This is a genomic window from Clostridium saccharobutylicum DSM 13864 (assembly GCF_000473995.1).
In the GTDB taxonomy this organism is placed as follows: domain Bacteria; phylum Bacillota; class Clostridia; order Clostridiales; family Clostridiaceae; genus Clostridium; species Clostridium saccharobutylicum.
This window is the reverse complement of the sequence record NC_022571.1, coordinates 1,212,764-1,237,764: the sequence shown is the minus strand read 5'-3', so window position 1 is coordinate 1,237,764 and position 25,001 is coordinate 1,212,764. Positions and strand designations below refer to the sequence as shown.

Here is a 25,001-nt window from a genome sequence, read left to right as displayed (position 1 = left end):
CAATTACTAAAGCTATTTAGGGAAGGTAAAATTGATGAAGGTCTAGAAGTTATTGTAAATATGCTGATACTTACTAATGAAGAATATATTGCATTTAAGAAGCTTATAGAATTATATGATTATTTAGTTCACAATAGAAATGGATTAACACCGTACAAATTAAGAAGTGACATAGAAAAATATATTCGTTGGCATGATCTTAGGCATAGTAATGCAACCATATTATTGAAAAGTGGCATATCAATGAAAATAATTCAAGAACGTTTAGGTCATTCTATAATGCAGACAACATCAGATATTTATGCTCACGTAACAAAAGAAATGAATACCGAAGCTACAGATATTCTATCAAATGTTTTGTACACAAAAAAAGCAAGGGAAAGTTAAGGGAAAATACCCAAACGGTATTCCTCAAATCCTTGCAATTACTTGTTGCGAGATAAGCCATAAGCCGAGTTCTGTATTAAGCAATCATCTATCTAGGCTTATTGTTGCCAATAAGCTCAAGCGACGCACCCAGAGGCGGGACGGGCAGCCCCTTAATGCCTCTCTATTCGGTCTTGCTCCAAGTGGGGTTTACATAGCCGTGAAGTCGCCATCACGCTGGTGAGCTCTTACCATCACCTTTCCACCCTTACCTAAGAAAATCTTAGGCGGTATATCTCTGTTGCACTTTCCTTCAAGTTGCCTTGACTGGACGTTATCCAGCACCCTGCCCTATGGAGCTCGGACTTTCCTCTCCTAGATCTAGTCTAGCAGCGATTGCACGTCTTACTCGCAAGATATATACTAACATACTTTTTTTAATTATACAAATGTTTTTTTAATTATATCAAAATAAATATTAATATTAATAAAATTATTATTATTAATCCATATATGCTAACACCACAAAGTAATAATGTTAAGGCTATTATTCCTGCAACAATTAATTTCGGATAACATAGCATAACCCAAGGTGATCTGGGCTTAAAAAATGGTGGTCCTCCAAATGGAGGTCTTCTTCTATCACATCCATTTCCCCTATTTCCCCCTCGAAAAAATCCCTTAACTAATCTTTTGCTATGTTTTAATATATTTGAAAAATCTTTTTTCAAAGCATTTCCAGCACTATTTTTTAAATCATCATCTTTACTCATCGCGCTTATATAGCTCCATAAAATTATTATCAAAATAATATATGCACATATACCATGATTTAGTTCTTAAACTTTATGCAGTTTGCGACAGATTAAAGTTTTGAAATATCTGTAGCTTAAGCAAACTCATATGGATCTTGGCATGTTTTTGATGCCATAAATTCTACATCATTAAATTCTTTCTTTAGAAATTCTAAAGTTTTTAAAAATGCTATATACTCTGTTGAGAAATGTCCTGCATCAATTATACTTATTCCCATTTCTTTATAGTCTAATGCAAAATGATACGTTGTATCTCCAGTTATAATACAATCAGCTCCAAAACTTTTAGCTAATGGAAATAAATCTTGCCCACTTCCATTTATTATTGCTAAAGTAGTTACCTTTTCATTTCCTTTAACAATTTTCATATTATTTATATTTAATGTCTTTTTAATTAAATCTACGAGATTGTTTAATGAAATTGGATTATCCAACTTTATCAATCTTCCTATTCCATCTTCTTTATAATTTCTGCTTTCATTAGGTTCTAAAGTTATGCATGAATTAAAACCAAGCATTTTAACTATTGTTTCATTAATACCATCTTTTGCAGAATCTAAGTTTGTATGACATGAATACAGAGTTATATCTTCTTTTATTAGATTAATTACTTTATTCCCTAAAAGATCTTTTTTTACTATGCGTTTAGGTTTTCTAAAAAATAAAGGATGATGTGTTATCATCAAATCGCACTTAAGATTTGTTGCCTCTTCAATTGCATCATTAGTACAATCTAAAGATAATAACACTCTTTTTACTTCCTTTTCATCATCTCCAACCATTAATCCTACATTATCATAATCTTCTTGAAGACATTTAGGTGCAAACTTTTCAATTTCTCTTATAATATCTTTTATCTTAGTCATAATAACACCCCTTAAAAAGCTTTTAGTAGTTTTTCTAACGTGTTGATTTTTTTATTTAATTCTTCTTTTCTTTGTATTGCATGTTCGGTATTTTCAGTAATAAATTCTATAACCTTCTTACACTTCTGAATTTTATCTTCTATGTATTCCTTTAAAACTAAAGATTTTTTATTTAAAAGAGAAGGACTTATTTCATAAAATATAGGCTCTAATGATATATAATCTCCTTTTTTATATTTTACTTTAAATAATTCGTAGTATTTCCCTTCATCTTTACATATATCTTCTTCAATAATTTGATAATTATTAGTATATAAATATTCTCTTAAAACTTCTGGATTTTGTGCAGGTTGAAGGATTAAATAATCCATATTTTTAACTTTTTTTAAATCTGCTTCTAATATATCTCTAATAAGATTTCCGCCCATACCAGCAATTATTATTCCTTGTGCTTCTTTATCATTTAACGGAGCTAAACCTCCACCTAATCTTAAATCTATTTTATCTAAAACTCCATCTAACGTTGCGTTGATCTTTGCTTTTTTTAGAGGTTCTTTATTTATATCTGATGCAATAACCTTGCTTGCTATATTGTTCTTAACTAAATATATAGGAATATATCCGTGATCTGTCCCTACGTCCATTATAACCTCACACTTATTGAGCTTTCCTACAATCCAATCTAATCTCTTACTTAATTCCATTTTTACCTCACCTTTTTATAAAGTAGTACACTATGAATTTTTATCATTCAAAATATTTAATTAATAATTGAATTTTTTTCAAATTATTAACATTTTTAACTGTTAACAGACATGAAAGGAAATAATAAATCCAAAATGTCATGAATATTTTTCATCAGAAAAAAGCAAATTGTTCTCATAGCAGACTATTATACGAATTTGATAACATGTACTGAAAAGCCCACGATTTAATGATAATTGCTTGCCCTGTGAATACTCATTAAGCATATACGAATCAAGCTTCCTTTAATTCAAAATATACTTAGCATATAAATTTATTATTTTTTTAATGTACCTAAAATATATTACTTAAAAAGAAGCACCTTGTGCAAGGTGCTTAGTCTAAATAATCCTTTAATTTTTTACTTCTTGACGGATGTCTTAATTTTCTTAATGCTTTAGCTTCAATTTGTCTAATTCTTTCTCTAGTAACATTGAATTCCTTACCTACTTCTTCAAGAGTTCTAGCTCTTCCATCATCAAGCCCAAATCTTAATCTTAATACTTTTTCTTCTCTAGGTGTTAAAGTATCCAATACATTAATTAGTTGTTCTTTAAGCATTGTAAATGCAGCCGCTTCAGCTGGTGCTGGTGCTTCATCATCTGGAATAAAGTCTCCTAAATGTGAATCTTCTTCTTCTCCTATAGGAGTTTCTAAAGAAACTGGCTCTTGGGCAATCTTTTGGATTTCACGAACTTTATCTACTGGAAGTTCCATAACTTTTGATATTTCTTCAGGGAATGGATCTCTTCCTAATTCTTGCAATAATTGTCTTTGTACTCTTATTAATTTATTTATAGTTTCAACCATATGAACTGGTATTCTAATTGTTCTTGCTTGGTCTGCAATTGCTCTAGTTATTGCTTGCCTAATCCACCATGTGGCATAAGTTGAAAATTTATATCCCTTTCTATAGTCAAATTTTTCAACAGCTTTTATAAGACCTAAGTTTCCTTCTTGAATTAAATCTAAAAATAACATTCCTCTTCCAACATATCTTTTAGCTATACTTACAACTAATCTTAAATTTGCTTCTGCCAATTTCTTTTTAGCTTTTTCATTTCCTTCTTCAATTTGTTGTGCATATGTTATTTCTTGTTCAGAAGATAATAGAGGTACCTTTCCAATTTCTTTTAAATACATTCTAACAGGATCATCTATAGCTATACCTTCCGGTACTGATAAATCTATTTCTTCTGGAGCTTCTTCTGCTTCATGTTCGCCTCCAATAATTTCGACTCCCATTATTTCTAAAGCTTCATAGATTTTTTCTATTTGTTCTGGACTTAAATCAATATGATCCATTGCTTCCATTATTTCTTTATATGTTAATGAACCAGTCTTCTTACCTTTATCAAGCAATTCCTTTACAGCTGCCATTTTAGCGTTTTTATCTTTTTTATCATCCACCGGTTTTACTGCTTTTCCTTTTACTTTTTGTTCCATTTTATTATTGCCTCCTTCCGTCACAACCTTTAACCTCTCTCTCCCTTTTTCAATGCTACTGATAATTTAGTGAGCTCCATTGCAATCCTTATAGATTCTTCAATTTGACCATTTTTTTCAAATTTACTTTGTTGCTTTTTCAAGTCTTCAATCTTTAATTGCAATTTAAATTTTTGAACTTGCCTTAGACAATCATTAATCAATCTATCCTTATCGGTTAAATCTAAAATTTTATGTTCTTTTATTTTAATCAATTCCTTAGAACTTTCTATGTCATCACATCGGCTCTCTACATAAGATATTATATTATTAGTATCTTCACTTTTACCCTGTAATATTAATGAATAAATTTTATTATGTGCATCTAACACAAAATCTCCATATTTTACAGACTCCTTAAGTTCATCATAAAATTCATCATACAGCATCAATTTTATCAATACTCTTTCAGCTTTTAAATATCCTGGTTCTACATATAATTTTGTTCCAAAATATTCCTTTTTATTCATAAAGTTATCTTGTTTTTGTTTTTTTGCCATTACTTGTGAAAGTAAGTCATATAATGCCTGTTCTTTAATAGATGTTTGCTCTGAAATTTTCTTTATATATACATCTTTTTCTATCGGATTTAAGTCAGCCAAAATTTCTGCAAATCTTTCCCCATATTTTATAAGCTCATTCCCATCTTTTATGTTTATGCCTTCTGCTGCTTTTTTAATCCTATATTCAATTAATGGCAGTGCTTCATTTGCTAATCTTAAAAATGCATCTTTTCCATTGTTTCTTACAAATTCATCTGGATCTTTACCCTGTGGTACTGTTAATACCTTGACATCAAATCCAGCATTTCTTAAAATCTCAAGTCCTCTAAGAGTAGCTGTTTGACCAGCTACATCAGCATCATAAGAAATTATAACCTTGTTTACATACCGCTTAAGAAGTCTTGCTTGATTTACAGTAAGTGCAGTTCCTAATGATGCTACCGTGTTTGTTATACCATACTGATGAAGTGATATTAAATCCATATATCCTTCAACAATAATCATATAATCCTTAACTAAACCATTCTTAGTTGCAAAATTTAATCCATAAAGATTAATTCCTTTTTGAAAAATCATTGTTTCTGGTGAATTTAAATATTTTGGTTTTGAATCATCTAAAACCCTGCCTCCGAACCCAATAACTTTTCCTCTTACATCAAATACAGGAAACATAACTCTATTTCGGAATCTGTCATAGTTCTTCCCTGTTTTTTCACTTTTAGAAGTCAAACCTGCATCAAGTAATAAATCATCTTTATATCCTTTTTTTCTTAAATAATTTATTAATCCTTGCCAACTATCATGTGAATAACCAAGTCCAAATCTTTTTATGATTTCTTCCTTTATTCCTCGTTTTAAAAAATATTCTTTTGCATCTTTAGTTCTTTGCAAATTGGCAAAAAAATATCTGGCAGCTTCTACGTTAACCTTATATAAAAGTTCTTTTTTTAAAGAAATTTTATTATTTTCCTGCCCTGATGTTTGTAACGGAATATTAACTTTATCTGCTAAATACTTTGCAGCTTCTAGAAAAGTAAGCTTTTTGTATTTCATAACAAATGTAATTACATTTCCTGCTTCTCCGCAAGAAAAACATTTATATATCTGTTTATCTTGAGAAACACTCAATGATGGAGATTTGTCATTATGAAATGGACATAATCCTATATAATTTCTGCCCGATTTCTTAAGTCTTACATGCTCTGAAACAATATCTACAATGTCATTTTGATCTTTTATTTTTTCAATTACTTCTTCTGGTATCTGCAAGGAGACATCTCCCTCTCTACTGCTTTTTTAACAATTATATATTATTCGACAGTATTATAATTTTTCCTTCTAAATTATAATAAAAAAATATTAATTAATATATTTATAATAATTTATTTAAAGCACTATTTTTAAATAATTCTTTTTTTTATTTTAAAATCCTCTTTAATTTTCAAAATTTGTTTGATATTATAAAATTTATTTTAAGAGATTAGAAATAATTTGCACTATTTACAAATCTATTACTACCTTTGGAACAAATATTCTATTAAACAATAACAAGCAATAATCATCGCTCATCCCTGCAATATAGTCCGCAACGCCTCTTTGTAGTCCTTCTTTTTCCACTATATCAACATAAATATCTGGCATTTCATTAGGATTATTTTCAAAATACTTTATTAATTGCGATAATATAAATTTTGCTTTATTTCTCTCAACTTTTAATGTATTCCCTAAATATATATTTTTAAACATATATTTTCTAAGTTCTATCATAGCTTCATTAATTTCCTTACTTAGTCCAACTTCTTTTATTCCATTCTTAATATTAAAATTTGAAGTTTTTATAAAATCTTTTATCAAAGTATTTAATCTTTCAGTTGAATTATCACCTAATATTCTAACAATATCCTTAGGCAAATCCTCTTTTCTTAATAATCCTGCTCTTATTGAATCATCTATATCATGATTCAAATATGCCATTTTATCGCTAACTTTAACTACAACGCCTTCTAGAGTTATAATATCTTTTACAGTTCCAAGTCCGCTATGATTAATTATTCCATTAATAACCTCTTGAGTTAGATTCAATCCTTTTCCATCATTCTCAAGTTTTGTTACAACTCGTGCACTCTGTTCATTATGTCTAAATCCACCTTCTAAATAACCATTTAATACTTCTTCACCTGTATGCGCAAATGCAACGTGACCTAAATCATGCCCTAAAGCTATTGCCTCAATTAAATTTTCATTTAATCCAATTCCAACGCCTATATTTCTTGCAACTTGAGCTACCTCTAATGTATGTGTTAATCGAGTTCTATAATGATCCCCAGAGGTTTTTATATAAACTTGTGTTTTGTGCTTAAGACGCCTAAATGATTTACTCTGAATAATTCTATCTCTATCAACCATATAGCAAGTTCTAATATCATCATCTTTTTCCTTTATCTTTCTTCCTAAGGAGTTTGATGAAAAAGCAGCTTCTTTAATTAGTGTCAAGCTTTCAAAACTCTGAATTTTTTCTCTTATATTCATATATTATCACCTCTTTTTATGTATTCTATATTTATCATTATATTCCTCTATTTATAATGCATATATATTATTTGCAAATATTTTAAAAATAATATATATAATCTACAAAATTTTATATTTTTATCAAACAGTTTATGTATATTCCCGAAATATATTTAATATTATTAATAATGAAGATTTTTATCACACACTAAGGCAAGTAAAAAAAATGACAAGTCAGCCTTTTATATTATAGTCTCGTTTGTGCAATACAATATCAAAGTATATTTTTATTGCTAGTTCACGTCCTCTATTAAAAAATATATATTTATCATTTTGTTTTACATGCCTAATCACTTTATAAAGGAGAATATTCATGAGTATTGAGATTTTACCTTCAAAAAAATCTAATCTTTCACCTGAAATTATAAAACAAAATGTTTTACCATATTATAATTTAGAAAACGCTCACGTTTCTATAATTAAATTTAAGAATACAGATAAACAAAGAGCCGTATATAGAGTCGATTTTAAAGAAAAAAGTTATTGTTTAAAAAAAGTGTATTATGATTTGCAAGATTTGTTATATGTATATTCTGCTATTGAATGGCTATATAGAAATAATATAAAAGTACCAAAACTTATACCAACCATTGACAAAAATAGATTTGTCTCTTATGATAATATGCTTTTTATACTTACTCCTTGGATTGAGGGTGAAAAATGTAGTTTTGATAATATTAATCATGTAAAACTTTCTGTCAAAAAACTTGCTATCATCCATTCAATATCTAGAGATTTTCATCCTATTTTAGGCAGTTCATTACGGGAAGGATTTGATGATTATTACATAACAACCTTAAAGCACTTTCAAGACCTATTACATGCTTCTAATGAATCCTTTAAATACAAAGATAAATTTTCAAGACATTTTATCTTAAATTTTGATCTAAATTTAAAGCTTGCTCAAATATCGTTAGATATCTCTAATAATATTGATAAAAATAATCTAAGTAAATCTTTATGCCATGGGGATTATGTAAATAAAAATTTAATTTTTAATAGTGCTACAGATCCATGGATAATAGATTTTGATAAATGCAAAGCTGATTATTGTGCAAAAGATCTTGCTTATTTTATGCGTAGAATTTTAAAACGTGAAAATACTAAATGGAACATTGAATTAGCACTTACTATATTAAAAAGTTATAATGAAATATGTCAATTTACACAATCCGATTTAAAATATTTAATATCCTACATTTGTTTTCCACAAAAATATTGGAAAATATCAAGAGATTATTATAAAAATGTTCATAAATGTAACAAACCAGCTTTTTTAAGCCTCCTTTCAAATGCAACATCTAAAACGAAGTCTCAATATGATTTTTCACTAAACATAATAGATATAGTTCAAAATGAATTTAATGTAACATTGCTTTAACTATTTTCTTAATACTAACAGAAATAAAACACATATCTGTTAGTATTGAGAAACTTTTATTGATATTCACTAAATGAGAACTTGAATCTATCACCATTTGTTTCAAAGACAAACTTCTGATAATGCTTAATTGAATAACTTTTCATTAAATAACTTTTTCTTTTTTAAAATTTAATTTTATATAAAAACAAAGGTATTGTAATTAAAATCAATAATGAAATTAATCACAATACCCTTATTTTTTATAGTTTTGATAGCTTCAATCCTTTATAATAAGACTTTTCAGCCATGCTTAACTTATGCTATTTGTTTTATTTTTATCTCTTATTTTTTACTTGTGCTTGCGCTGCTGCAAGTCTTGCAAGAGGAACTCTAAATGGTGAACATGATACATAATTTAGTCCTATATTGTGACAGAATTCAATTGATGATGGATCTCCACCATGTTCTCCACATATTCCAAGATGAATATCAGGACGTGTAGATTTTCCTTTTTCTACTGCAATTTTAATTAAAGAACCAACCCCTGTTTGGTCTAATTTACCAAATGGATCTTGTTCATAAATCTTTTTGTCATAGTACGCTGATAGGAATTTAGCTGCATCATCTCTAGAGAATCCAAATGTCATTTGAGTTAAATCATTTGTACCAAATGAGAAGAATTCTGCTTCTTTAGCTATTTCATCAGCTGTCAATGCAGCTCTTGGAATTTCAATCATGGTACCAACTTTATATTCTAAAGTCACACCTTTTTCTTCCATTACCTTTTTAGCTGTATCTACAATTACATCTTTAACATATTTTAATTCTTTAATTTCTCCTACTAATGGAATCATTATTTCAGGAATAATATTGTATCCTTTATCCTTCTTAACTTCAATAGCTGCTTCTATAATTGCTCTAGCCTGCATCTCAGCTATTTCTGGATAAGTTACAGCAAGACGGCATCCTCTATGACCCATCATAGGATTGAATTCATGTAAATCTTGAACTGTAGATTTTAATTCCTCAAAAGTTATTCTCATCTCATTCGCCAATGATTTGATGTCTTCATCAGCACTTGGTAAGAATTCATGTAAAGGTGGATCTAGTAATCTAATTGTAACTGGCTTACCTTCTAATGCTTCATAAATTCCTATGAAATCTGATTTCTGCATTGGTAATATTTTAGCCAATGCTACTTTTCTTTGTTCTAAATCTTTAGATGTAATCATTTGTCTTACAGCCATAATTCTATCTTCTGCAAAGAACATATGCTCTGTTCTACAAAGTCCTATACCTTCTGCTCCGAATTCAACTGCTTGATGAGCATCTCTTGGGCTATCAGCATTAGCTCTAACTTTTAATTTTCTTATTTCATCAGCCCAACTCATAAATGTTGCAAAATGTCCTAAAATTTCTGGAGTAACTGTTTTAATCTTTTCTCCATAAACATTACCAGTAGTACCATCAAGTGAAATAGAATCATCTGAAGTATAAATTTTACCATTTGCTTCAACGGTTCTCTTTTCCTCATCTACTTTAATAGCTCCACATCCTGCAACACAGCAAGCTCCCATTCCTCTGGCAACAACAGCAGCATGAGATGTCATACCACCTCTTACTGTAAGAATTCCCTTTGCAGCTATCATACCTTCTATATCTTCTGGAGAAGTTTCAAGTCTTACAAGTATTACATCTTCACCAAGAGCTGCTCTCTCTTTAGCTTCATCTGCGCTAAATGCAATCTTACCACATGCTGCTCCTGGAGAAGCTGGTAACCCCTTTGCTATTGGAGTAGCATTCTTTAAATCTTCGGTATAGAATGTTGGATGCAATAATGTGTCTAATTGTTTAGGTTCAACTTTTAGAATTGCTTCCTCTTTAGTAAGCATTCCTTCTTCAACTAAATCAACAGCAATTTTTAAAGCTGCTTGAGCTGTTCTTTTACCATTTCTAGTTTGTAAGAAATATAGCTTTCCTTCTTCTATAGTTATTTCCATATCTTGCATGTCTTTATAATGTTTTTCTAATGTATTAACTATATTTTCGAACTGCTCATATATTACAGGATCCTGTTCTCTTAATTTAAGTATTGGAAGTGGTGTTCTAATACCAGCAACAACGTCTTCACCTTGTGCATTCATCAAGTATTCACCATATATTCCTTTTTCTCCAGTAGCTGGATTCCTTGAGAAAACAACACCAGTTCCTGATGTTTCTCCCTTATTACCAAATACCATTTGTTGTACATTTACAGCAGTACCCCATTCTCCTGGAATATCATTTAATCTCCTATAAACTATAGCTCTTGGATTTTCCCACGATCTAAATACTGCCTTTATAGATTCAACTAATTGTACTTTTGGATTCTCAGGAAATTCTTCTCCTTTTTCCTTTTTGTAAATTTCTTTGAATTGAGAAACTAAAGTCTTTAAATCATCAGCATTTAATTCTGTATCAAATTCAACACCTTTCTTCTCTTTAATTTCATCAATTTTGTTTTCAAATAATCTTTTTTCTATTCCCATAACAACATCAGAGAACATTTGAATAAATCTTCTATAAGAATCATACGCAAATCTAGGATTATTAGTTAGCTTAGCTAAAGCTTCCACTGCAATATCATTTAATCCTAAATTTAAAATAGTATCCATCATACCTGGCATTGAAACTCTTGCTCCAGATCTTACTGATACTAGCAAAGGATTTGTATTATCTCCAAACTTCTTTCCTGTTGCTTCTTCAAGCTTCGCTAGACTCTCATAAATTTGATCAAGTATTTCTTTTGAAATCGATTGACCATCCTCATGATATTTAGTACATGCCTCTGTTGTAACAGTGAAACCATGTGGTACTGGAATTCCTATGTTTGTCATTTCAGCCAAATTAGCACCTTTACCACCAAGTAGATTTCTCATCGAAGCATTTCCTTCACTAAATAGATATACATACTTATTTGTCATCTCAATACTCCCTCTTTTCTTATAAATTTCTCAATATATTTACTATCGATGTCTATGTAATTCACTTTGAAAAAATAACAAGCTAGTATACCAGTTTATTTTATGCTTTACTACATCAGTATGTTTATCCACTATACTCTCACGAGTTAACCATGCTACTTCGTGCTGCAAAAAATATACATTATTTCTTTTACTTATCATATTATCAAATGTGCTCAAGACTTCGTAGTTACCCTTTAATAATTAATCCTCATTTTTTCCAAGCTTAACAAATAACTTTGTTATATTAGTTTTAGAAACTTTCCCAATTATTTTCATTTGATCTTTTCCATCTGTATTATTGATTATCTCAACAACCGGAATGCTGTCAATTTCATGTTCTATGATTTTCTTTGCCAAATCATAAGCATTATCATTTTCGTTTGCACAAATTATATTTGGCATTCTAGTCATGATCACTCCAACTGGAACCTTGTGTATATCCGTCCCTCCTATTGAGATTTTCAAAAAATCTTTACGTGAAACGGCACCTGTTAAAACCCCATTATTTTCAATGAATAATGTTCCTACATCATTGAGAAACAAGTATACGATTGCATCATATACCATTGTATCTTCGCTTACTGTAATAGGTTTTGACATTATTTCAGATACTTTAATTTTACTAATATGCTGATAAACTAATCCACTAGAAGATTTTCCAAGATATACATATCCAACCTTAGGTCTAGCATCCAAAGTGCCTATCATTGTAAGCACCGCCAAATCAGCTCTTAATGCTGCTCTAGTGACACCAAGTCTTTCAGCTAAGCTTTCACTTGTTATCGGTTGATGTTCTTTAACTAAGCTTATTATTTCTTCTTGCCTAGGTGATAATTTCAATCTTATCCCTCTTTCTATAAATATAAGAAATATATGTCTAATATTCATAATTTTATATTACAATCTAATTATATCATTTAATTATTGTTTTACTACAATTAATTTTCAGAAAAATCAAATAAATTAATCAAATATTTGTCTTATAATAATTTTATACAACTTTTAGACTTGTTTTTCTCTATATTTCTTTCTATATCATTTATTTTTCTTCATTATCATCATCAAATTTAACAGTATAGCTATATACTGCTTCTCCACCCTTGTATGACTTTTTATTTGTATTTTCATTATTGCTTTTATTCTCATATTTTACTTCATTAACTTTATTTTTTACTTTATCTGCAAAATCACTCGCTTTATTTTTTACATCATTGGCAACTTTAGAAACATACTTATTTATTACTTCAGTAGAACCATCTTCCTTAGTGATTTCTATAGTAATTTTAGCTGCTACTGCCACTATAAATGCTGCTGCAAGAATTTGTGGGATTATAATAGCTATAACCCCTGCTGCAACACCTGCATTAACAGGAATATCAGCTAATTCCATATCATCTTTTTTTATCTTTATCCTTGTTATATTCCCTTTTTCTATAAGTTCCTTTAAAAAAGTTTTTAATTTATCTATAGAAATTTCCACTTCATTTTCTTCATATTGACTATAATATTTTTTATCTTTATTTATATCCTGATGTTGTTCAATATATACTAAGGCATCTAAAACATTACCTTGACATATTTCTAAAGCTTCCTTTGCCTTTTCATAGCTAACACCTGTTCTTTCACGCACTATATCAACTTTTTCTAAAGTTATATCTTCCATAAACAATCACTCCTTAATGAATTTTAACATTTCTAAACTCTTTGGTTTTTTAGCATAATTATTTGATATTAGAAAAGTTGTAACTTTCTCTATTTCAGCTTTTACCTCAGTACTTAAATTTAATCTATATAATTTATCTACACTAATATTCATTAAAAATCTCAAAGCATTATATGCGCCTTTAGATATGTATAGCCCATGCTCCTTAGGACATTCATCACACACCCCACCATAGTAAGATAAACTTATATAATTTGCAGCTGATATCTTTTTTCTGCAAATACTACAATTATCTAATGTTAAATTATAACCTGTACTTCTCAACAATTTTAATTCAAACGACCTTATTAACAATTCATAATCTAATGCATCTGTACTTAATAGATATAGTGTTGTAACCAAATTTCTAAAAAGTTCATTACTAATTTCATTTTCAGTACAAGCTATATCTATTAACTCACACAAATATGATGAATATGTAAGTTTATTCAAATTATCTAAAAGCCCTTGAAATGAATTTAAAATTTTTCCTTCTTGAAGTGTATACAAATTCTTGCCTTTATATACCATATATTCTCCATAACATAGTGGCAATGTAAGAGCCAAAAATTTACTTTTACTTCTTTTAGCACCTCTAACTACTGCAGTGATTTTTCCTAATTTTTCAGTATAGAACCAAACCAGTTTATCATTTTCTTTAAAATCCTGCGTTTTTATAATTACAGCTTTAGTTTCAAAAACTGACAGATCAATCATCTCCTATAAAGAATTAAGAATTAATGATGAATCATTAATTGAAGATAAAATTGCTTTTTAAATTTATCCTGTCATCCTTTATCATTCATTAATTTTACTTATTTTTCTTATAACCTAATTCTTTTAATAAAAGTTGATTATCTCTCCATTCTTTTCTAACTTTAACCCATATTTTTAAGTTAACTTTAGCTCTCAAAAATCTTTCCAATTCATATCTTGAATTTTCTCCAATTCTTTTAAGTGTTTGACCATTTTTCCCTATTATTATTCCTTTATGAGAATCCTTTTCACATATTAAATCTACTTCTATGTGATATGTTCCAATATCATTTTGCTTCATTTGAATTATATCAACGGCTATACCATGAGGAACCTCATCTCTTAATGTTCTCAAAGCTTTTTCTCTTATTATTTCTGATACAACAAACTTTTCTTGTACATCAGTTATCATATCATCTGGATAATATTTCGGTCCTTCTGGCATGGCTTTTTTCATAAGTTCTACTAAAGCATCTACGTTTTTCCCTTTAATTGCAGATATCGGAATTATCTCATTAAAATCAAATTCCTTAGAATACATTTCCAAACTCTTTGCAACTCTATCTTGTGTACTTTCATCCACTTTATTTAACACAAGAAATATTGGACACTTTTTACCTTTTAATGTTTCTAATATAAATTTATCTCCTCTTCCAATCTCCTCATCTGGATTTGTTAGAAACAATACTAGATCAACATCTTTAGTTGATTCCTTTGCAGAGTTCACCATATATTCACCTAATTTATGTTTAGGCTTATGTATACCTGGAGTATCAACAAATACAATTTGATAATCATCCCCTGTTAATATTGTTTGAATATTATTTCTTGTTGTTTGCGGTTTATTGGAAACTATTGATAGCTTTTCTCCCATAATATAATTTAATAAAGTTGATTTTCCTACATTAGGTCTCCCAACAATTGTAACAAATCCCGATTTAAACATTTTTCCTCCTTAATTAGCTTAATCTTATAAATCTCATTAAGCTTTCTTTTCTAAAGTTTTAGTTAATTATATCTTGCGTAGTTTTATAATTAGTATACTCTATTTATATACCAATTGACAATGTATAGCAAATAATGAATAACTCGCCATAGCATTTTTCTAAAATGTCCAATAAGTTCATTTTAATATAAATTAAGATAATAACTTATTTTTCAATAGCACATTATTAAATCAAAGCCTAAACACAGTAAATATTAATAAAGTTAATAATATTCCAAATGATGCTCCAACTACAACCTCTATGATACTATGAACTTCAGAATCAACCCTGCTTTGTGCTGTTATGAATGCTAGTAAAAAGCTAAGTAATATACAAATAGGTTCTTCTGTTATTAAAGATATTGCTGTTGCAATTGAAAATCCTAAAGCACTATGACCACTAGGCATTCCACCTTTTAAAGGTGTTCCTTCTCCAAATATAGCTTTAGCTATTATTGTAGCAATGCATACTATAGCTAATACAATAAGTATTGTGTATGGCTCTGAATTTTTAACTTTAGTAATTAATACATATGATAAATTAGCTAGCTTATCCCAAAATATTACATATCCAACTATCAGTGCATTTATTGCTGTAATAAGAACAGCTCCTGCCGCTGCATTTTTTGCAATCTTTGCTAATGGATGATAATAATTAGTAGTCATGTCTATTGCTGCCTCTATAGCAGTATTCACTAATTCAGCTGCTATAACCATAGATATCGTAACTGCTAAAACAAGAAATTCATATCTAGTTATATCAAATAAAAAACATGAAACTAGGACACCAAGAGAAATTATAAGATGTATCTTCATATTCTTCTCTGTTCTAACTGTATTTATAATACCATTTATTGCATTGTTAAAGCTATCTAAAGTTTTATTTATCTTCATTACCTTCACCTACTTATTTTATATTTGATATACGGTAGATATATAAAAAATCATTTGTTCATAATATAAAATATATTTACTGGTAAATATCACAATATATTTTTTCATGATTGACTATTTCTTCAAATATGACACGAAAGCATAACATGAAACATACTGATATTTAAATTTATTACTTTTTAATATATCTAAAGAAGTAAAAGTGAAATTTAAGAAGTAATTTTCTATCTAGTTATGTTAAGTTTGTTTAGTATTTCTTCCTCTCTACTTCTCATAATTACTTTATCTTCCTCCTCAATATGATCATATCCTAAAAGATGCAACACTGAATGTACAACTAAATATGATGCTTCTCTTTCGTATGAATGATTAAATTCTTTACTTTGTTCTAATGCTTTTTCTAAACTAAGCACTATATCACCTAGTACTAATTCATTTCCATCAAAATCACTTTGTGAAAATTCATAATTCTTATACAATTGTTTGAATACTTTTTTATCCTGATATTCTAGCATAGGAAAAGATAATACATCTGTTTCTCTATCTATACTTCTAGTCTCATTATTAATTTCTCTGATTTCTTCATTATCTACAAATAATAACGAAACTTCACATTCTACATCAACTTCTTCTTCCATTAATGTGAATTGTATTACTTTTTTCAAATTTTCTATTAATATCTCGCTTACTTCTATTTTTTCTTGTCTGTTATCTACATAAATCATTGCTAAATTACTCCTTAGTTTTAATTTGATTTTCTTTGTCATTTAACTCTTTAATTTTTTCTTTTGGATATTCTATTCTATGATGGTATATACTATTTAAAGTTGTTAAAAAACATGCTTTTATTTTTTCTATATCCTTTAATGTCAAATCACAGTTATTTAGTTGTCCTGAAGATAACTTATCGCTTATTATATTATTAACCATTTCAGTAATCTTATCTTTATTAGGTTCCTTAATCGATCTAACAGCTGCTTCAACACTATCGGCTAGCATTACCACTCCAGATTCTCTCGAACTTGGAATAGGACCTGTGTATTTATAATCTTCCTGTTTTATTTCTTCTGGATTTTGTGAATTATTTTTCATTGTATAATAAAAATATTTAACCAATGTAGTACCATGATGTTCTGCTATAATATCCTGAATCACCTTTGGTAAATTGTGCTTTTTAGCAAGTTCAATCCCATCTTTAACATGAGCTATTATTATCATAGTACTTAAGTTAGGTGTTATATTATTATGAGGATTATCTCCACCAATTTGATTCTCACCAAAATAATATGGTCTTTCGGTTTTTCCTATATCATGATAATAAGAACCTATTCTTGCAATTACAGGATTAGCCCCTACATGTTCTGCTGCCATTTCTGCAAGATTTGCAACAAGCATACTATGATGATATGTTCCTGGCGCCTGCATTAACAATTTCTTTAAAAGTGGATTATTAGGATTAGATAATTCTAGTAATTTTAGTGTTGTAACTTCATTGAAGGTTCCTTCTAAAAATGGCAATATCCCTAGAGCAAATATACCAGATAGAAGACCGCCTATAACTGTAATTCCAGATTTCAGCATTACATCTCCAACATTACTAGACACCAAAATTCCAGTAGATAAAGTAAGTATTGCACTAACTACCGCAATATATAATGTTGAATATAATAATTCATTTCTTTGCTGCATCTTTTTTAAAAGAGTAGCTCCTAAAAGTGAATTCACTAAACCTATTGTCATTATCTGAATATCAAATCCATTTAACGCACATATAATTATTACATTTAATGTGCTTAACATAAGTGATATCTTATAGTTGAGTAAAAGTGTAAGCAACATAGGTGCACAAGCAAAAGGGATCAAAAATGGCGAAATCATTCCTATTGCTCTTCCAAGTATTAATGATACTATGTTAATTACACTTATCAATATTAACTTTTTAGTACTTTGAAATATTTCTTTATAATTTAATCTAAGATAATTATATTGAAGGAACAGTATTATTGCTAAAAACATTGCAATAACTAAATAGACATATAAATTTACTGCTGCATTCTCATTATTCAGCATTCCTAAATCTGATAAAATATCCAGTTGATCCTGTGTTACAGGTTCCCCTTCTTTTACTATAATTTGATTTTGTTTTATTATTACCTTAGACACACCTTTTTGAGCTTCTTTTATTTTTTCTTCAGTCTTTTCTTTATCATAAAATACATTAGGCATTATTTGAGTCTGAACAATTGCTTTCAATGTATTTGACACATCTGCTGATAAATTTAAAGAATCTATCTGCGTAACTGCAAGATATTTTGCATTTTTAAGTGCGACATCATCATTCTCATCTATTCTATTTTCATATGCTTTGTCAATTACCTTTAATATTTTCACTTCTAAATCAGCCAAATTATCTTTAGGAATATTAACCAACACTTTACAATCACTTTCACTTAGTTGAACTTCTGTTAATTTCTCTAATTGTGTTATTTTTTCATTTTCTTTAGCTTCAGTTGTTGTTGATGTGGAATTCCCACTAGCGTTAATGTCTTCTAGTTTATTAAACAAAGCTTGAATATTATCTTCTGCTTGTTTCTTAACCTCAGTTCTCAATGTATATTGCTGTCCAACCTTATCTATAGCTTGATTTTCCTTTTCTTTAGTAGCTTTTTCATCTACAGTATCTCTTGGTGCCTTTATATCAGTTCTTGGTATTTCTCCTTCTTTTAGATTATATTGCTTCGGAGCTATTGCTGTTGCAATCAGTATATACCCAATACAATACACTACTATGAACAATATAATTCTTTGAACTTTGTTATTTTCCCATTTATTCTTATTTTCTTTAACCTTCATGTTATTCACCTTTTCATCCCATAATAAAGTAATTACGATATATTATTTGCAATATCTTGTTCTACAGTAAATATAACTCGAACTAATATCTTTCCTTCTCCAATATCCTCTACTGTAGCTTTATTATCTATAATTTTAGCATTATTACTTAATGTTTTCCCTAATGATTCCTTTAATTTATCTGAAGCTTCTTTTATTGCACTTTCTTTATCTACATTAACAGGCTTTCCTTTTTTTTCAAAGTAAATTACTTTATTAAAAATTCCATTCTTTTCTTCTATTTTATCATAAGATTCAAAACGATTTATAGCTTTTTTCAAGTAAATTTTTTTTCCAAAAATATTTAAATAAATATCACCATCTTTTTTACCAGTTCTTTCAAGCTTATCTCCACTTATCTGAATCTCCATAAATTTTTCATAAAAAGTGTTAGCAATAACCGTTCCACTTGGCTTTACTTCTTTTTCAAATCCTTCCCTACCTTGAACTGGCAAAATTAAAACATCACCAGTCTTTACTATATCTCCAGGAACTACAGCTGCATTGCCAGAAGTAGTATATACTCTTTTTATTTCTCCATCCATTTTAGCTACTACTGAATTAGGTAATGTTTTTTCTGTAGATGGTGGATTTACTTTTTCTTCTATTACCAATTTCAATGTTGAACCTTGTATTCTTACTCTAATCCACATTATTTGATCATTTAAATCTTCTAATTTTCTTTCTATATCATATACATTTATCTGTGATTTCTTAAGTCCTGGTTTGATTCCAACTGCTGTAAGCTGCTGTCTAACCTCAAATGGTGACAAATTATTTTTAGTTTGTATGTCTATAGCCCATATATAATTAGATAGGCAGTATATTACTAAAAAAAATACTCCTGCTCCAATAACTAAAGACATTCTTCTTTTCAAATTTAATAATAAAACTATCATACCACTTTTTCCGATTACTTTCATTTTTAGCTTTTGCTTTTTAATTAACATCTCTGTTTCATTGTAATCTTCAAAAGCAATATTAAATCTAATAGTTGTTAAATTAATTTTAACTACTTTGCATGTATAAATTCCATTGTTCCAAAGCACATTTAATATTTTTTCTGGCATCAAAGCACTGACTTCAATTGTTATTTGTCCTGATTTAATTCTATTAAAAAACATTATTATTACCCCTCATATGAAATACCATTAAAAATTCCATTTATCGTAATACTTGTTTCTCCTATAAAGGTTATTTCAAAATCTTTACCCCTTATTATAATAGAACCGATTCTGGAATTTATTTTAACCATATTAGTATCAAATACTTTTATTCCTTTATGATTTTCAATAGTTATTTCTCTATTTCCAACTACTATTATCTTAGGTAAATCTAACGCAATATCTGTTGGAAAATCTAATTTATCAAGTATTTTCTCTTTTCCCTTTTGAATTTTTTCTTCCATGCCTTTCCCTCCTACATAAACTTCTTCATTGTAATTTATGATATTAGAGTAGAAAAAAGCACCTTAACAGAATAATTTTTCACATTTTATCTTTGTAATATCTTTAAAATGTATGAGAACAAATAACAAAATAACAATTGTCCATTCCTATATAGTTTTATCTTTTCATTATTCGTAAATAATAAAAGAACTCAAGAAAGTCTTGAGTTCTTTTATTATTTATTATTTAAATATTCTTTAATAATTTGACTTACAAGTTTTCCATCAGCTCTACCTACTATTTTAGGTCTTACAACTGACATAACTTTTCCCATGTCTTTAATGCTATTTGCACCCACTTCTTCAGCTGATTCTTTTACTATTTGTTTTATTTCTTCTTCACCTAACTGCTGAGGAAGGTATTTTAACAAAATTTCAATTTCAGCTTTGCACTGATCTACTAAATCTTGTCTATTTCCTTTTTCAAATTCAACCATAGACTCACGTCTTTGCTTGACTTCTTTAGCTAATATAGTAATAACTTCTTCATCTTCTAGCTTTCTATTATCAGTTTTTTCAACTAATAATATAGCTGATTTAGCAGTACTAATTACGTTAGCCGTGAATTTATCTTTTGTCTTTAAAGCAGCTTTCCAATCTTCTTGTAATCTATCTTTAATTAATGACATTTTTGTACCTTCTTTCAAAAGAAATCATCACTATTTGAATTTTCTCTTTCTAGCAGCTTCTGATTTTTTCTTTCTCTTAACGCTTGGTTTTTCATAATGTTCTCTTTTTCTAACTTCTGAAATAACCCCAGCTCTAGCACATTTTCTCTTAAATCTTCTTAACGCACTTTCAAGTGTTTCGTTTTCTCCAACTTTAATTTCTGACATTTAATATCCCTCCCTCCGCTAGCTTAAATTAACTCAGCTATGGGCTTAATAACACATATTGTATTATACAGCATTTAAACAATCACTGTCAAGAAATTAAGCAAAAATCTATATCGATTTCTAACTTATTTTCAACATTTTTTTTAACCTGGTGGCCATTGTAAACTTCTGCCTCCAAGTACGTGAAAATGGAGATGATTTACGGTTTGACCGCCATCTTCACCACAATTATTTACAATTCTATAGCCTTTATCTGATATTCCAAGATCTACTACTAATTTATTAATAACCATAAATATATGTGAAATAATATCTACATTTTTTTCATTCAAAGCATTTGCACTTTCAATATGATCCTTAGGTATCACTAAAAAATGTGTAGGCGCTTCTGGATTTATATCATAAAACGCATATACTTTATCATCTTCATATAATTTATTGCTTGGAATTTCTCCATTTACTATTTTGCAAAATATACACCCTTCCATAATTTCACCTCCTTAAATGATAAGTGAGAATCCAAATTTTACATTTGGTTATTCCACCTTAGTTAACTTATGTATATAAGTTAACTTCCTTTTTCATATATTGGTTTCCCCGAACGTAAATTTAGTTGTCTATGATTGTAATTATACAAAATGCTATATTAATTTTCCAGTAAGGTAATCTCCATTTGCCTCTTCTATTTTACAATTAACTATTTTACCTATCATATCCTCATTACCATTAACTATTTCAACCTTTACATAGTTTCTTGTATATCCTTCAAATATATCTTTCTTTGTAGGAACTTCTTGTTCTACTAAAACATCCATTTCTCTTCCTACTAAAGATTTACTAAACTCAGATTCATTCTTTGCATTTAATTCAATCAAGTCCTTACTCCTTTTTTCTTTAACAGTACCATCTACTTGATCTGGCATATCTGAGGCCTTAGTTCCCTTTCTAGGACTGAATTTAAATATATGAGTTTTAGTTAATTTGATTCTCTTTAAATATTCATATGTTTCATTAAATTCATCTTCAGTTTCTCCTGGAAATCCTACAATCACATCAGTTGTTATAGACGCATCTTTTAAATTATTTCTTATCTTATTAACTGCATCTTCATATTCTTTAGCTGTATATCTTCTATTCATCCTTTTTAAAGTTGCATCACAACCACTTTGAAGAGATAAATGAAATTGTGGGCAAAGTTTTTTCATATTTTTTATTTTTTCTATAACCTCATCTGTAAAGAAACTTGGTTCAATCGATCCAATTCTCACTCTTTCTATTCCATCAATCTTTTCAATATCTTCTAATAATGTTACTAAAGTGATATTTCCATCTAAATCAACACCATATGACGCAGTATGAATTCCTGATAATATTATTTCCTTAAATCCATGATCTGATAATTTTTTTATTTCATTTTGCACTTTTTCCGGATTCTTTGAACAAGTTGTTCCTCTTGTATATGGTATTAAACAATACGCACAGAATCTATTGCACCCATCTTGTATCTTTAAAAACGCCCTAGTCTTATCTTGGTATTCTTCTATATTTAAATCTTCAAATTCTTTATTCTTAAGTACCTCCGCAACTACTATTTGCTGCTTTTGTTCATCTTTTGCTTTATTCACATAATAAACAATATCGCCTTTATTTCTGCTTCCAAGTACTACATCCACACCTTCAATTTTTGAAACTTCTTTAGATGCAACCTGTGCATAACAACCAACTGCTGCAATTATTGCGTTTGGGTTCTTTCTTCTTGCTCTACTTATTATTTGTCTAGATTTTTTATCACTCATATTAGTTACTGAACATGTATTTATAACATAAACATCTGAATAATTATCAAAATCTGTAACTTCATAACCTTCTCTTATGAATTTTTCTGCCATAGCTTCTGTTTCATAATGATTTACTCTACATCCTAATGTAGCAAAAGCTACTTGTTGTTTTCCATCAACATTTTTATTAAGTTGTTTCTTAATGTTAAGTTTATCATTACTCGATCTAACTATTTTCATTTGGTTTTCTCCCATTACAGTAACTTTCCTCCTAAATCTCCTAATTCATATTGAATTAAAGCTGTTGCTGTAAATCCAGCTGTTTCCGTACGTAATATTCTATTTCCAAGTGTTATAATATAAGCACCTTGGTCTTTTAAAATTTTAATTTCTTCTTCCTCAAATCCACCTTCGGGACCTATTAAAATTCCAACATTATTTATTTTATTTAAATCTATATTATTCTTATTAAGATCTTTTATAAGACTTTTTATACCAAAGTCTTCTGCATTTTCATACGGAATTAAAATTAAATCCATGTCTTTTAACTCTTCCAATGCTTCATCAAAAGTAACAACTTCTTTTACCTTAGGAATTATACTTCTTTTAGATTGCTTTGAAGCTTCTAACGCTATTCTATTTAATCTATCAAGTTTTTTAAATTCTCCTTTTAACTTTACATCAACTCTTGAAGTAATAGTAGGAATAAATTCAAACACTCCCAATTCCGTTCCCTTTTGAACTATTAAGTCCATTTTTTGTCCTTTTGGCAACCCTTGAAAAAGATGAATTTTAACGGTACTCTCATTATCTATATCTAATTTGCTAATTATGTTAACTATAACTTCACTTTTTGTTATAGAGCTTATTGTTCCTAGATATTCTATACCTTCACAATTATTTAATATTACTTTTTCTCCTTCAGATAATCTTAAAACCTTATATATATGTTTTACATCATCACCATGGATACGTCCTTCTGTTTCAGTAATATTATGAGACTCTGTAAAAAACTTATGCATATTCGCTCCTTATCCAATAGATTTTGCAACTATACAGTTCCATTCTCCATCTTTATTTATTTCCATAACTTCAAATCCACATTCTGCAAACTTTTCTTTAACCATATCTACTCTATCATGAATTATACCTGATACAATGAATAATCCACCTTCATTTAAAGCCTTTTTAACATCTTCTGTTAATACACAAATAATTTCTGCTATTATATTGGCAACTACTATATCTGCTTTTCCACTAACTACATCTAAAAGGTTTCCTTCTAAAACTTCAATGTTATTCAAATTATTGAATGATATATTTTCCTTAGAAGAATCAACTGCAACAGGATCCAAATCAACTCCTACTACATGATTAGCTCCAAGCTTTGCAGCTGCTATAGCAAGTATTCCTGATCCACATCCAACATCAAATACTGTTGTATTAGGTTTCACATATTTATCTAATGCCTTAATACACATTCTAGTAGTTTCATGAGTACCAGTTCCAAAAGCCATTCCTGGATCTAATTCTATTATTAGTTCATCATCTTTCTTTTCATATTCTTCCCAAATAGGTTTAATAACAATTTTATCTGTTATTTTTACCGGCTTGTAATATTGTTTCCAATTATTAGCCCAGTCTTCTTCGTGCATTTTTCTATAAGTTACTTTTCCTTCACCTATATCTAGTCCAAGAGACTTAATCTCTTCAAGTTTTTGTCTTACAGTTTCAACAACCTCATCAATATTATCTTCTTCTGAGAAGTAAGCTTTAACTACAGCTGCATTCCCCTTATGTTCTAATATATTTATATCTGCAAAATCCCAAGTTAATGGACCTTGTTCTCTTGAAAGTAAATCTTCTGGATCTTCAATAGCTACATTTGGGCAGCCTAATCCATAGAATATTCCTGATATAGGTTCCAAAGCCTCACTTTTAGTTATTACAGTAACCTCAATCCATATTCCATTCATGTTTATCATCCTTCCTA

24 protein-coding genes and 1 other RNA gene are annotated in these 25,001 nt (G+C 28.9%); 2 read left to right on the top strand and 23 right to left on the bottom strand.

Translation table 11 applies throughout. From position 1 onward, the window contains the following. The first annotated feature begins 60 nt into the window (after window positions 1-60). Entirely contained in the window at window positions 61-387 is a 327-nt protein-coding gene (locus CLSA_RS05415; RefSeq protein WP_022744401.1) for a tyrosine-type recombinase/integrase, read from the top strand. Between the two features lie 44 nt (window positions 388-431). Here the strand turns inward: CLSA_RS05415 and rnpB are convergent. The 7 genes from rnpB to CLSA_RS05385 all read right to left on the bottom strand — a co-directional run bounded on the left by rnpB (window position 432) and on the right by CLSA_RS05385 (window position 7,308). Then, window positions 432-778: RNase P RNA component class A (gene rnpB, locus CLSA_RS22310), an RNA gene on the bottom strand. Window positions 779-827: 49 nt separating this feature from the next. Beyond that, the gene (locus tag CLSA_RS05410; RefSeq protein ID WP_022744400.1) at window positions 828-1,139 is read right to left on the bottom strand and encodes a hypothetical protein; all 312 of its coding nucleotides are present in this window, start codon (window positions 1,137-1,139) and stop codon (window positions 828-830) included. Window positions 1,140-1,255: 116 nt separating this feature from the next. Further along, complete coding sequence (locus CLSA_RS05405; protein WP_022744399.1) at window positions 1,256-2,047, bottom strand: Nif3-like dinuclear metal center hexameric protein; 792 nt, start codon at window positions 2,045-2,047, stop codon at window positions 1,256-1,258. Window positions 2,048-2,058: 11 nt separating this feature from the next. Then, entirely contained in the window at window positions 2,059-2,751 is a 693-nt protein-coding gene (locus tag CLSA_RS05400) for a tRNA (adenine(22)-N(1))-methyltransferase (protein WP_022744398.1), read from the bottom strand. 376 nt (window positions 2,752-3,127) lie between these two features. After that, the gene (gene rpoD / locus CLSA_RS05395; protein WP_041716107.1) at window positions 3,128-4,237 is read right to left on the bottom strand and encodes an RNA polymerase sigma factor RpoD; all 1,110 of its coding nucleotides are present in this window, start codon (window positions 4,235-4,237) and stop codon (window positions 3,128-3,130) included. Between the two features lie 29 nt (window positions 4,238-4,266). Then, window positions 4,267-6,048 (bottom strand): DNA primase, encoded by a 1,782-nt coding sequence (dnaG, locus tag CLSA_RS05390; protein ID WP_022744396.1) that lies wholly within the window; start codon window positions 6,046-6,048, stop codon window positions 4,267-4,269. Between the two features lie 231 nt (window positions 6,049-6,279). After that, window positions 6,280-7,308, bottom strand: coding sequence for a deoxyguanosinetriphosphate triphosphohydrolase (locus CLSA_RS05385; RefSeq protein ID WP_022744395.1), 1,029 nt, complete (start codon window positions 7,306-7,308; stop codon window positions 6,280-6,282). A 355-nt stretch (window positions 7,309-7,663) separates the two neighbouring features. On the opposite strand from CLSA_RS05385, the gene CLSA_RS05380 reads away from it, so the two are divergent. Further along, entirely contained in the window at window positions 7,664-8,731 is a 1,068-nt protein-coding gene (locus tag CLSA_RS05380; RefSeq protein ID WP_022744394.1) for a CotS family spore coat protein, read from the top strand. Window positions 8,732-9,048: 317 nt separating this feature from the next. Here CLSA_RS05380 and ppdK read toward each other — a convergent pair whose 3' ends face one another. From ppdK to prmA, 16 genes are all read right to left on the bottom strand, one after another. Further along, window positions 9,049-11,676 (bottom strand): pyruvate, phosphate dikinase, encoded by a 2,628-nt coding sequence (ppdK, locus tag CLSA_RS05375; protein WP_022744393.1) that lies wholly within the window; start codon window positions 11,674-11,676, stop codon window positions 9,049-9,051. 243 nt (window positions 11,677-11,919) lie between these two features. Beyond that, window positions 11,920-12,558 carry a transcriptional regulator CcpN gene (gene ccpN, locus CLSA_RS05370; protein ID WP_022744392.1) on the bottom strand — a complete coding sequence of 213 codons (639 nt, stop codon included), beginning with the start codon at window positions 12,556-12,558 and terminating at the stop codon, window positions 11,920-11,922. Window positions 12,559-12,757: 199 nt separating this feature from the next. Further along, window positions 12,758-13,381, bottom strand: coding sequence for a DUF4342 domain-containing protein (locus tag CLSA_RS05365; RefSeq protein ID WP_022744391.1), 624 nt, complete (start codon window positions 13,379-13,381; stop codon window positions 12,758-12,760). A 6-nt stretch (window positions 13,382-13,387) separates the two neighbouring features. Then, window positions 13,388-14,137 (bottom strand): DNA repair protein RecO, encoded by a 750-nt coding sequence (recO, locus tag CLSA_RS05360; RefSeq protein WP_022744390.1) that lies wholly within the window; start codon window positions 14,135-14,137, stop codon window positions 13,388-13,390. A gap of 94 nt (window positions 14,138-14,231) precedes the next feature. Next, window positions 14,232-15,122, bottom strand: coding sequence for a GTPase Era (gene era, locus CLSA_RS05355; RefSeq protein WP_022744389.1), 891 nt, complete (start codon window positions 15,120-15,122; stop codon window positions 14,232-14,234). A gap of 231 nt (window positions 15,123-15,353) precedes the next feature. After that, window positions 15,354-16,055, bottom strand: coding sequence for a diacylglycerol kinase (locus CLSA_RS05350; protein ID WP_022744388.1), 702 nt, complete (start codon window positions 16,053-16,055; stop codon window positions 15,354-15,356). Window positions 16,056-16,279: 224 nt separating this feature from the next. Beyond that, the gene (gene ybeY, locus CLSA_RS05345) at window positions 16,280-16,780 is read right to left on the bottom strand and encodes an rRNA maturation RNase YbeY (protein ID WP_022744387.1); all 501 of its coding nucleotides are present in this window, start codon (window positions 16,778-16,780) and stop codon (window positions 16,280-16,282) included. 7 nt (window positions 16,781-16,787) lie between these two features. After that, entirely contained in the window at window positions 16,788-18,908 is a 2,121-nt protein-coding gene (locus CLSA_RS05340; protein WP_022744386.1) for an HD family phosphohydrolase, read from the bottom strand. A 32-nt stretch (window positions 18,909-18,940) separates the two neighbouring features. Next, the gene (gene yqfD / locus CLSA_RS05335; RefSeq protein ID WP_022744385.1) at window positions 18,941-20,071 is read right to left on the bottom strand and encodes a sporulation protein YqfD; all 1,131 of its coding nucleotides are present in this window, start codon (window positions 20,069-20,071) and stop codon (window positions 18,941-18,943) included. Window positions 20,072-20,076: 5 nt separating this feature from the next. After that, on the bottom strand, window positions 20,077-20,355 hold the full coding sequence (gene yqfC / locus CLSA_RS05330; RefSeq protein WP_022744384.1) for a sporulation protein YqfC: 279 nt from the start codon (window positions 20,353-20,355) through the stop codon (window positions 20,077-20,079). Window positions 20,356-20,570: 215 nt separating this feature from the next. Continuing rightward, on the bottom strand, window positions 20,571-21,023 hold the full coding sequence (locus tag CLSA_RS05325) for a GatB/YqeY domain-containing protein (RefSeq protein WP_022744383.1): 453 nt from the start codon (window positions 21,021-21,023) through the stop codon (window positions 20,571-20,573). Between the two features lie 30 nt (window positions 21,024-21,053). Beyond that, on the bottom strand, window positions 21,054-21,230 hold the full coding sequence (gene rpsU / locus CLSA_RS05320) for a 30S ribosomal protein S21 (RefSeq protein WP_002581942.1): 177 nt from the start codon (window positions 21,228-21,230) through the stop codon (window positions 21,054-21,056). A gap of 143 nt (window positions 21,231-21,373) precedes the next feature. Then, complete coding sequence (locus CLSA_RS05315; RefSeq protein WP_022744382.1) at window positions 21,374-21,718, bottom strand: histidine triad nucleotide-binding protein; 345 nt, start codon at window positions 21,716-21,718, stop codon at window positions 21,374-21,376. Window positions 21,719-21,871: 153 nt separating this feature from the next. Continuing rightward, entirely contained in the window at window positions 21,872-23,263 is a 1,392-nt protein-coding gene (mtaB, locus tag CLSA_RS05310; RefSeq protein WP_022744381.1) for a tRNA (N(6)-L-threonylcarbamoyladenosine(37)-C(2))-methylthiotransferase MtaB, read from the bottom strand. Next, window positions 23,263-24,030: an RsmE family RNA methyltransferase gene (locus CLSA_RS05305; RefSeq protein ID WP_022744380.1), complete on the bottom strand. Its 768-nt coding sequence runs from the start codon at window positions 24,028-24,030 to the stop codon at window positions 23,263-23,265. The genes mtaB and CLSA_RS05305 overlap by 1 nt, the downstream gene beginning before the upstream one ends. Window positions 24,031-24,039: 9 nt before the next feature. Beyond that, the gene (gene prmA / locus CLSA_RS05300) at window positions 24,040-24,984 is read right to left on the bottom strand and encodes a 50S ribosomal protein L11 methyltransferase (protein WP_022744379.1); all 945 of its coding nucleotides are present in this window, start codon (window positions 24,982-24,984) and stop codon (window positions 24,040-24,042) included. Window positions 24,985-25,001: the final 17 nt, after the last annotated feature.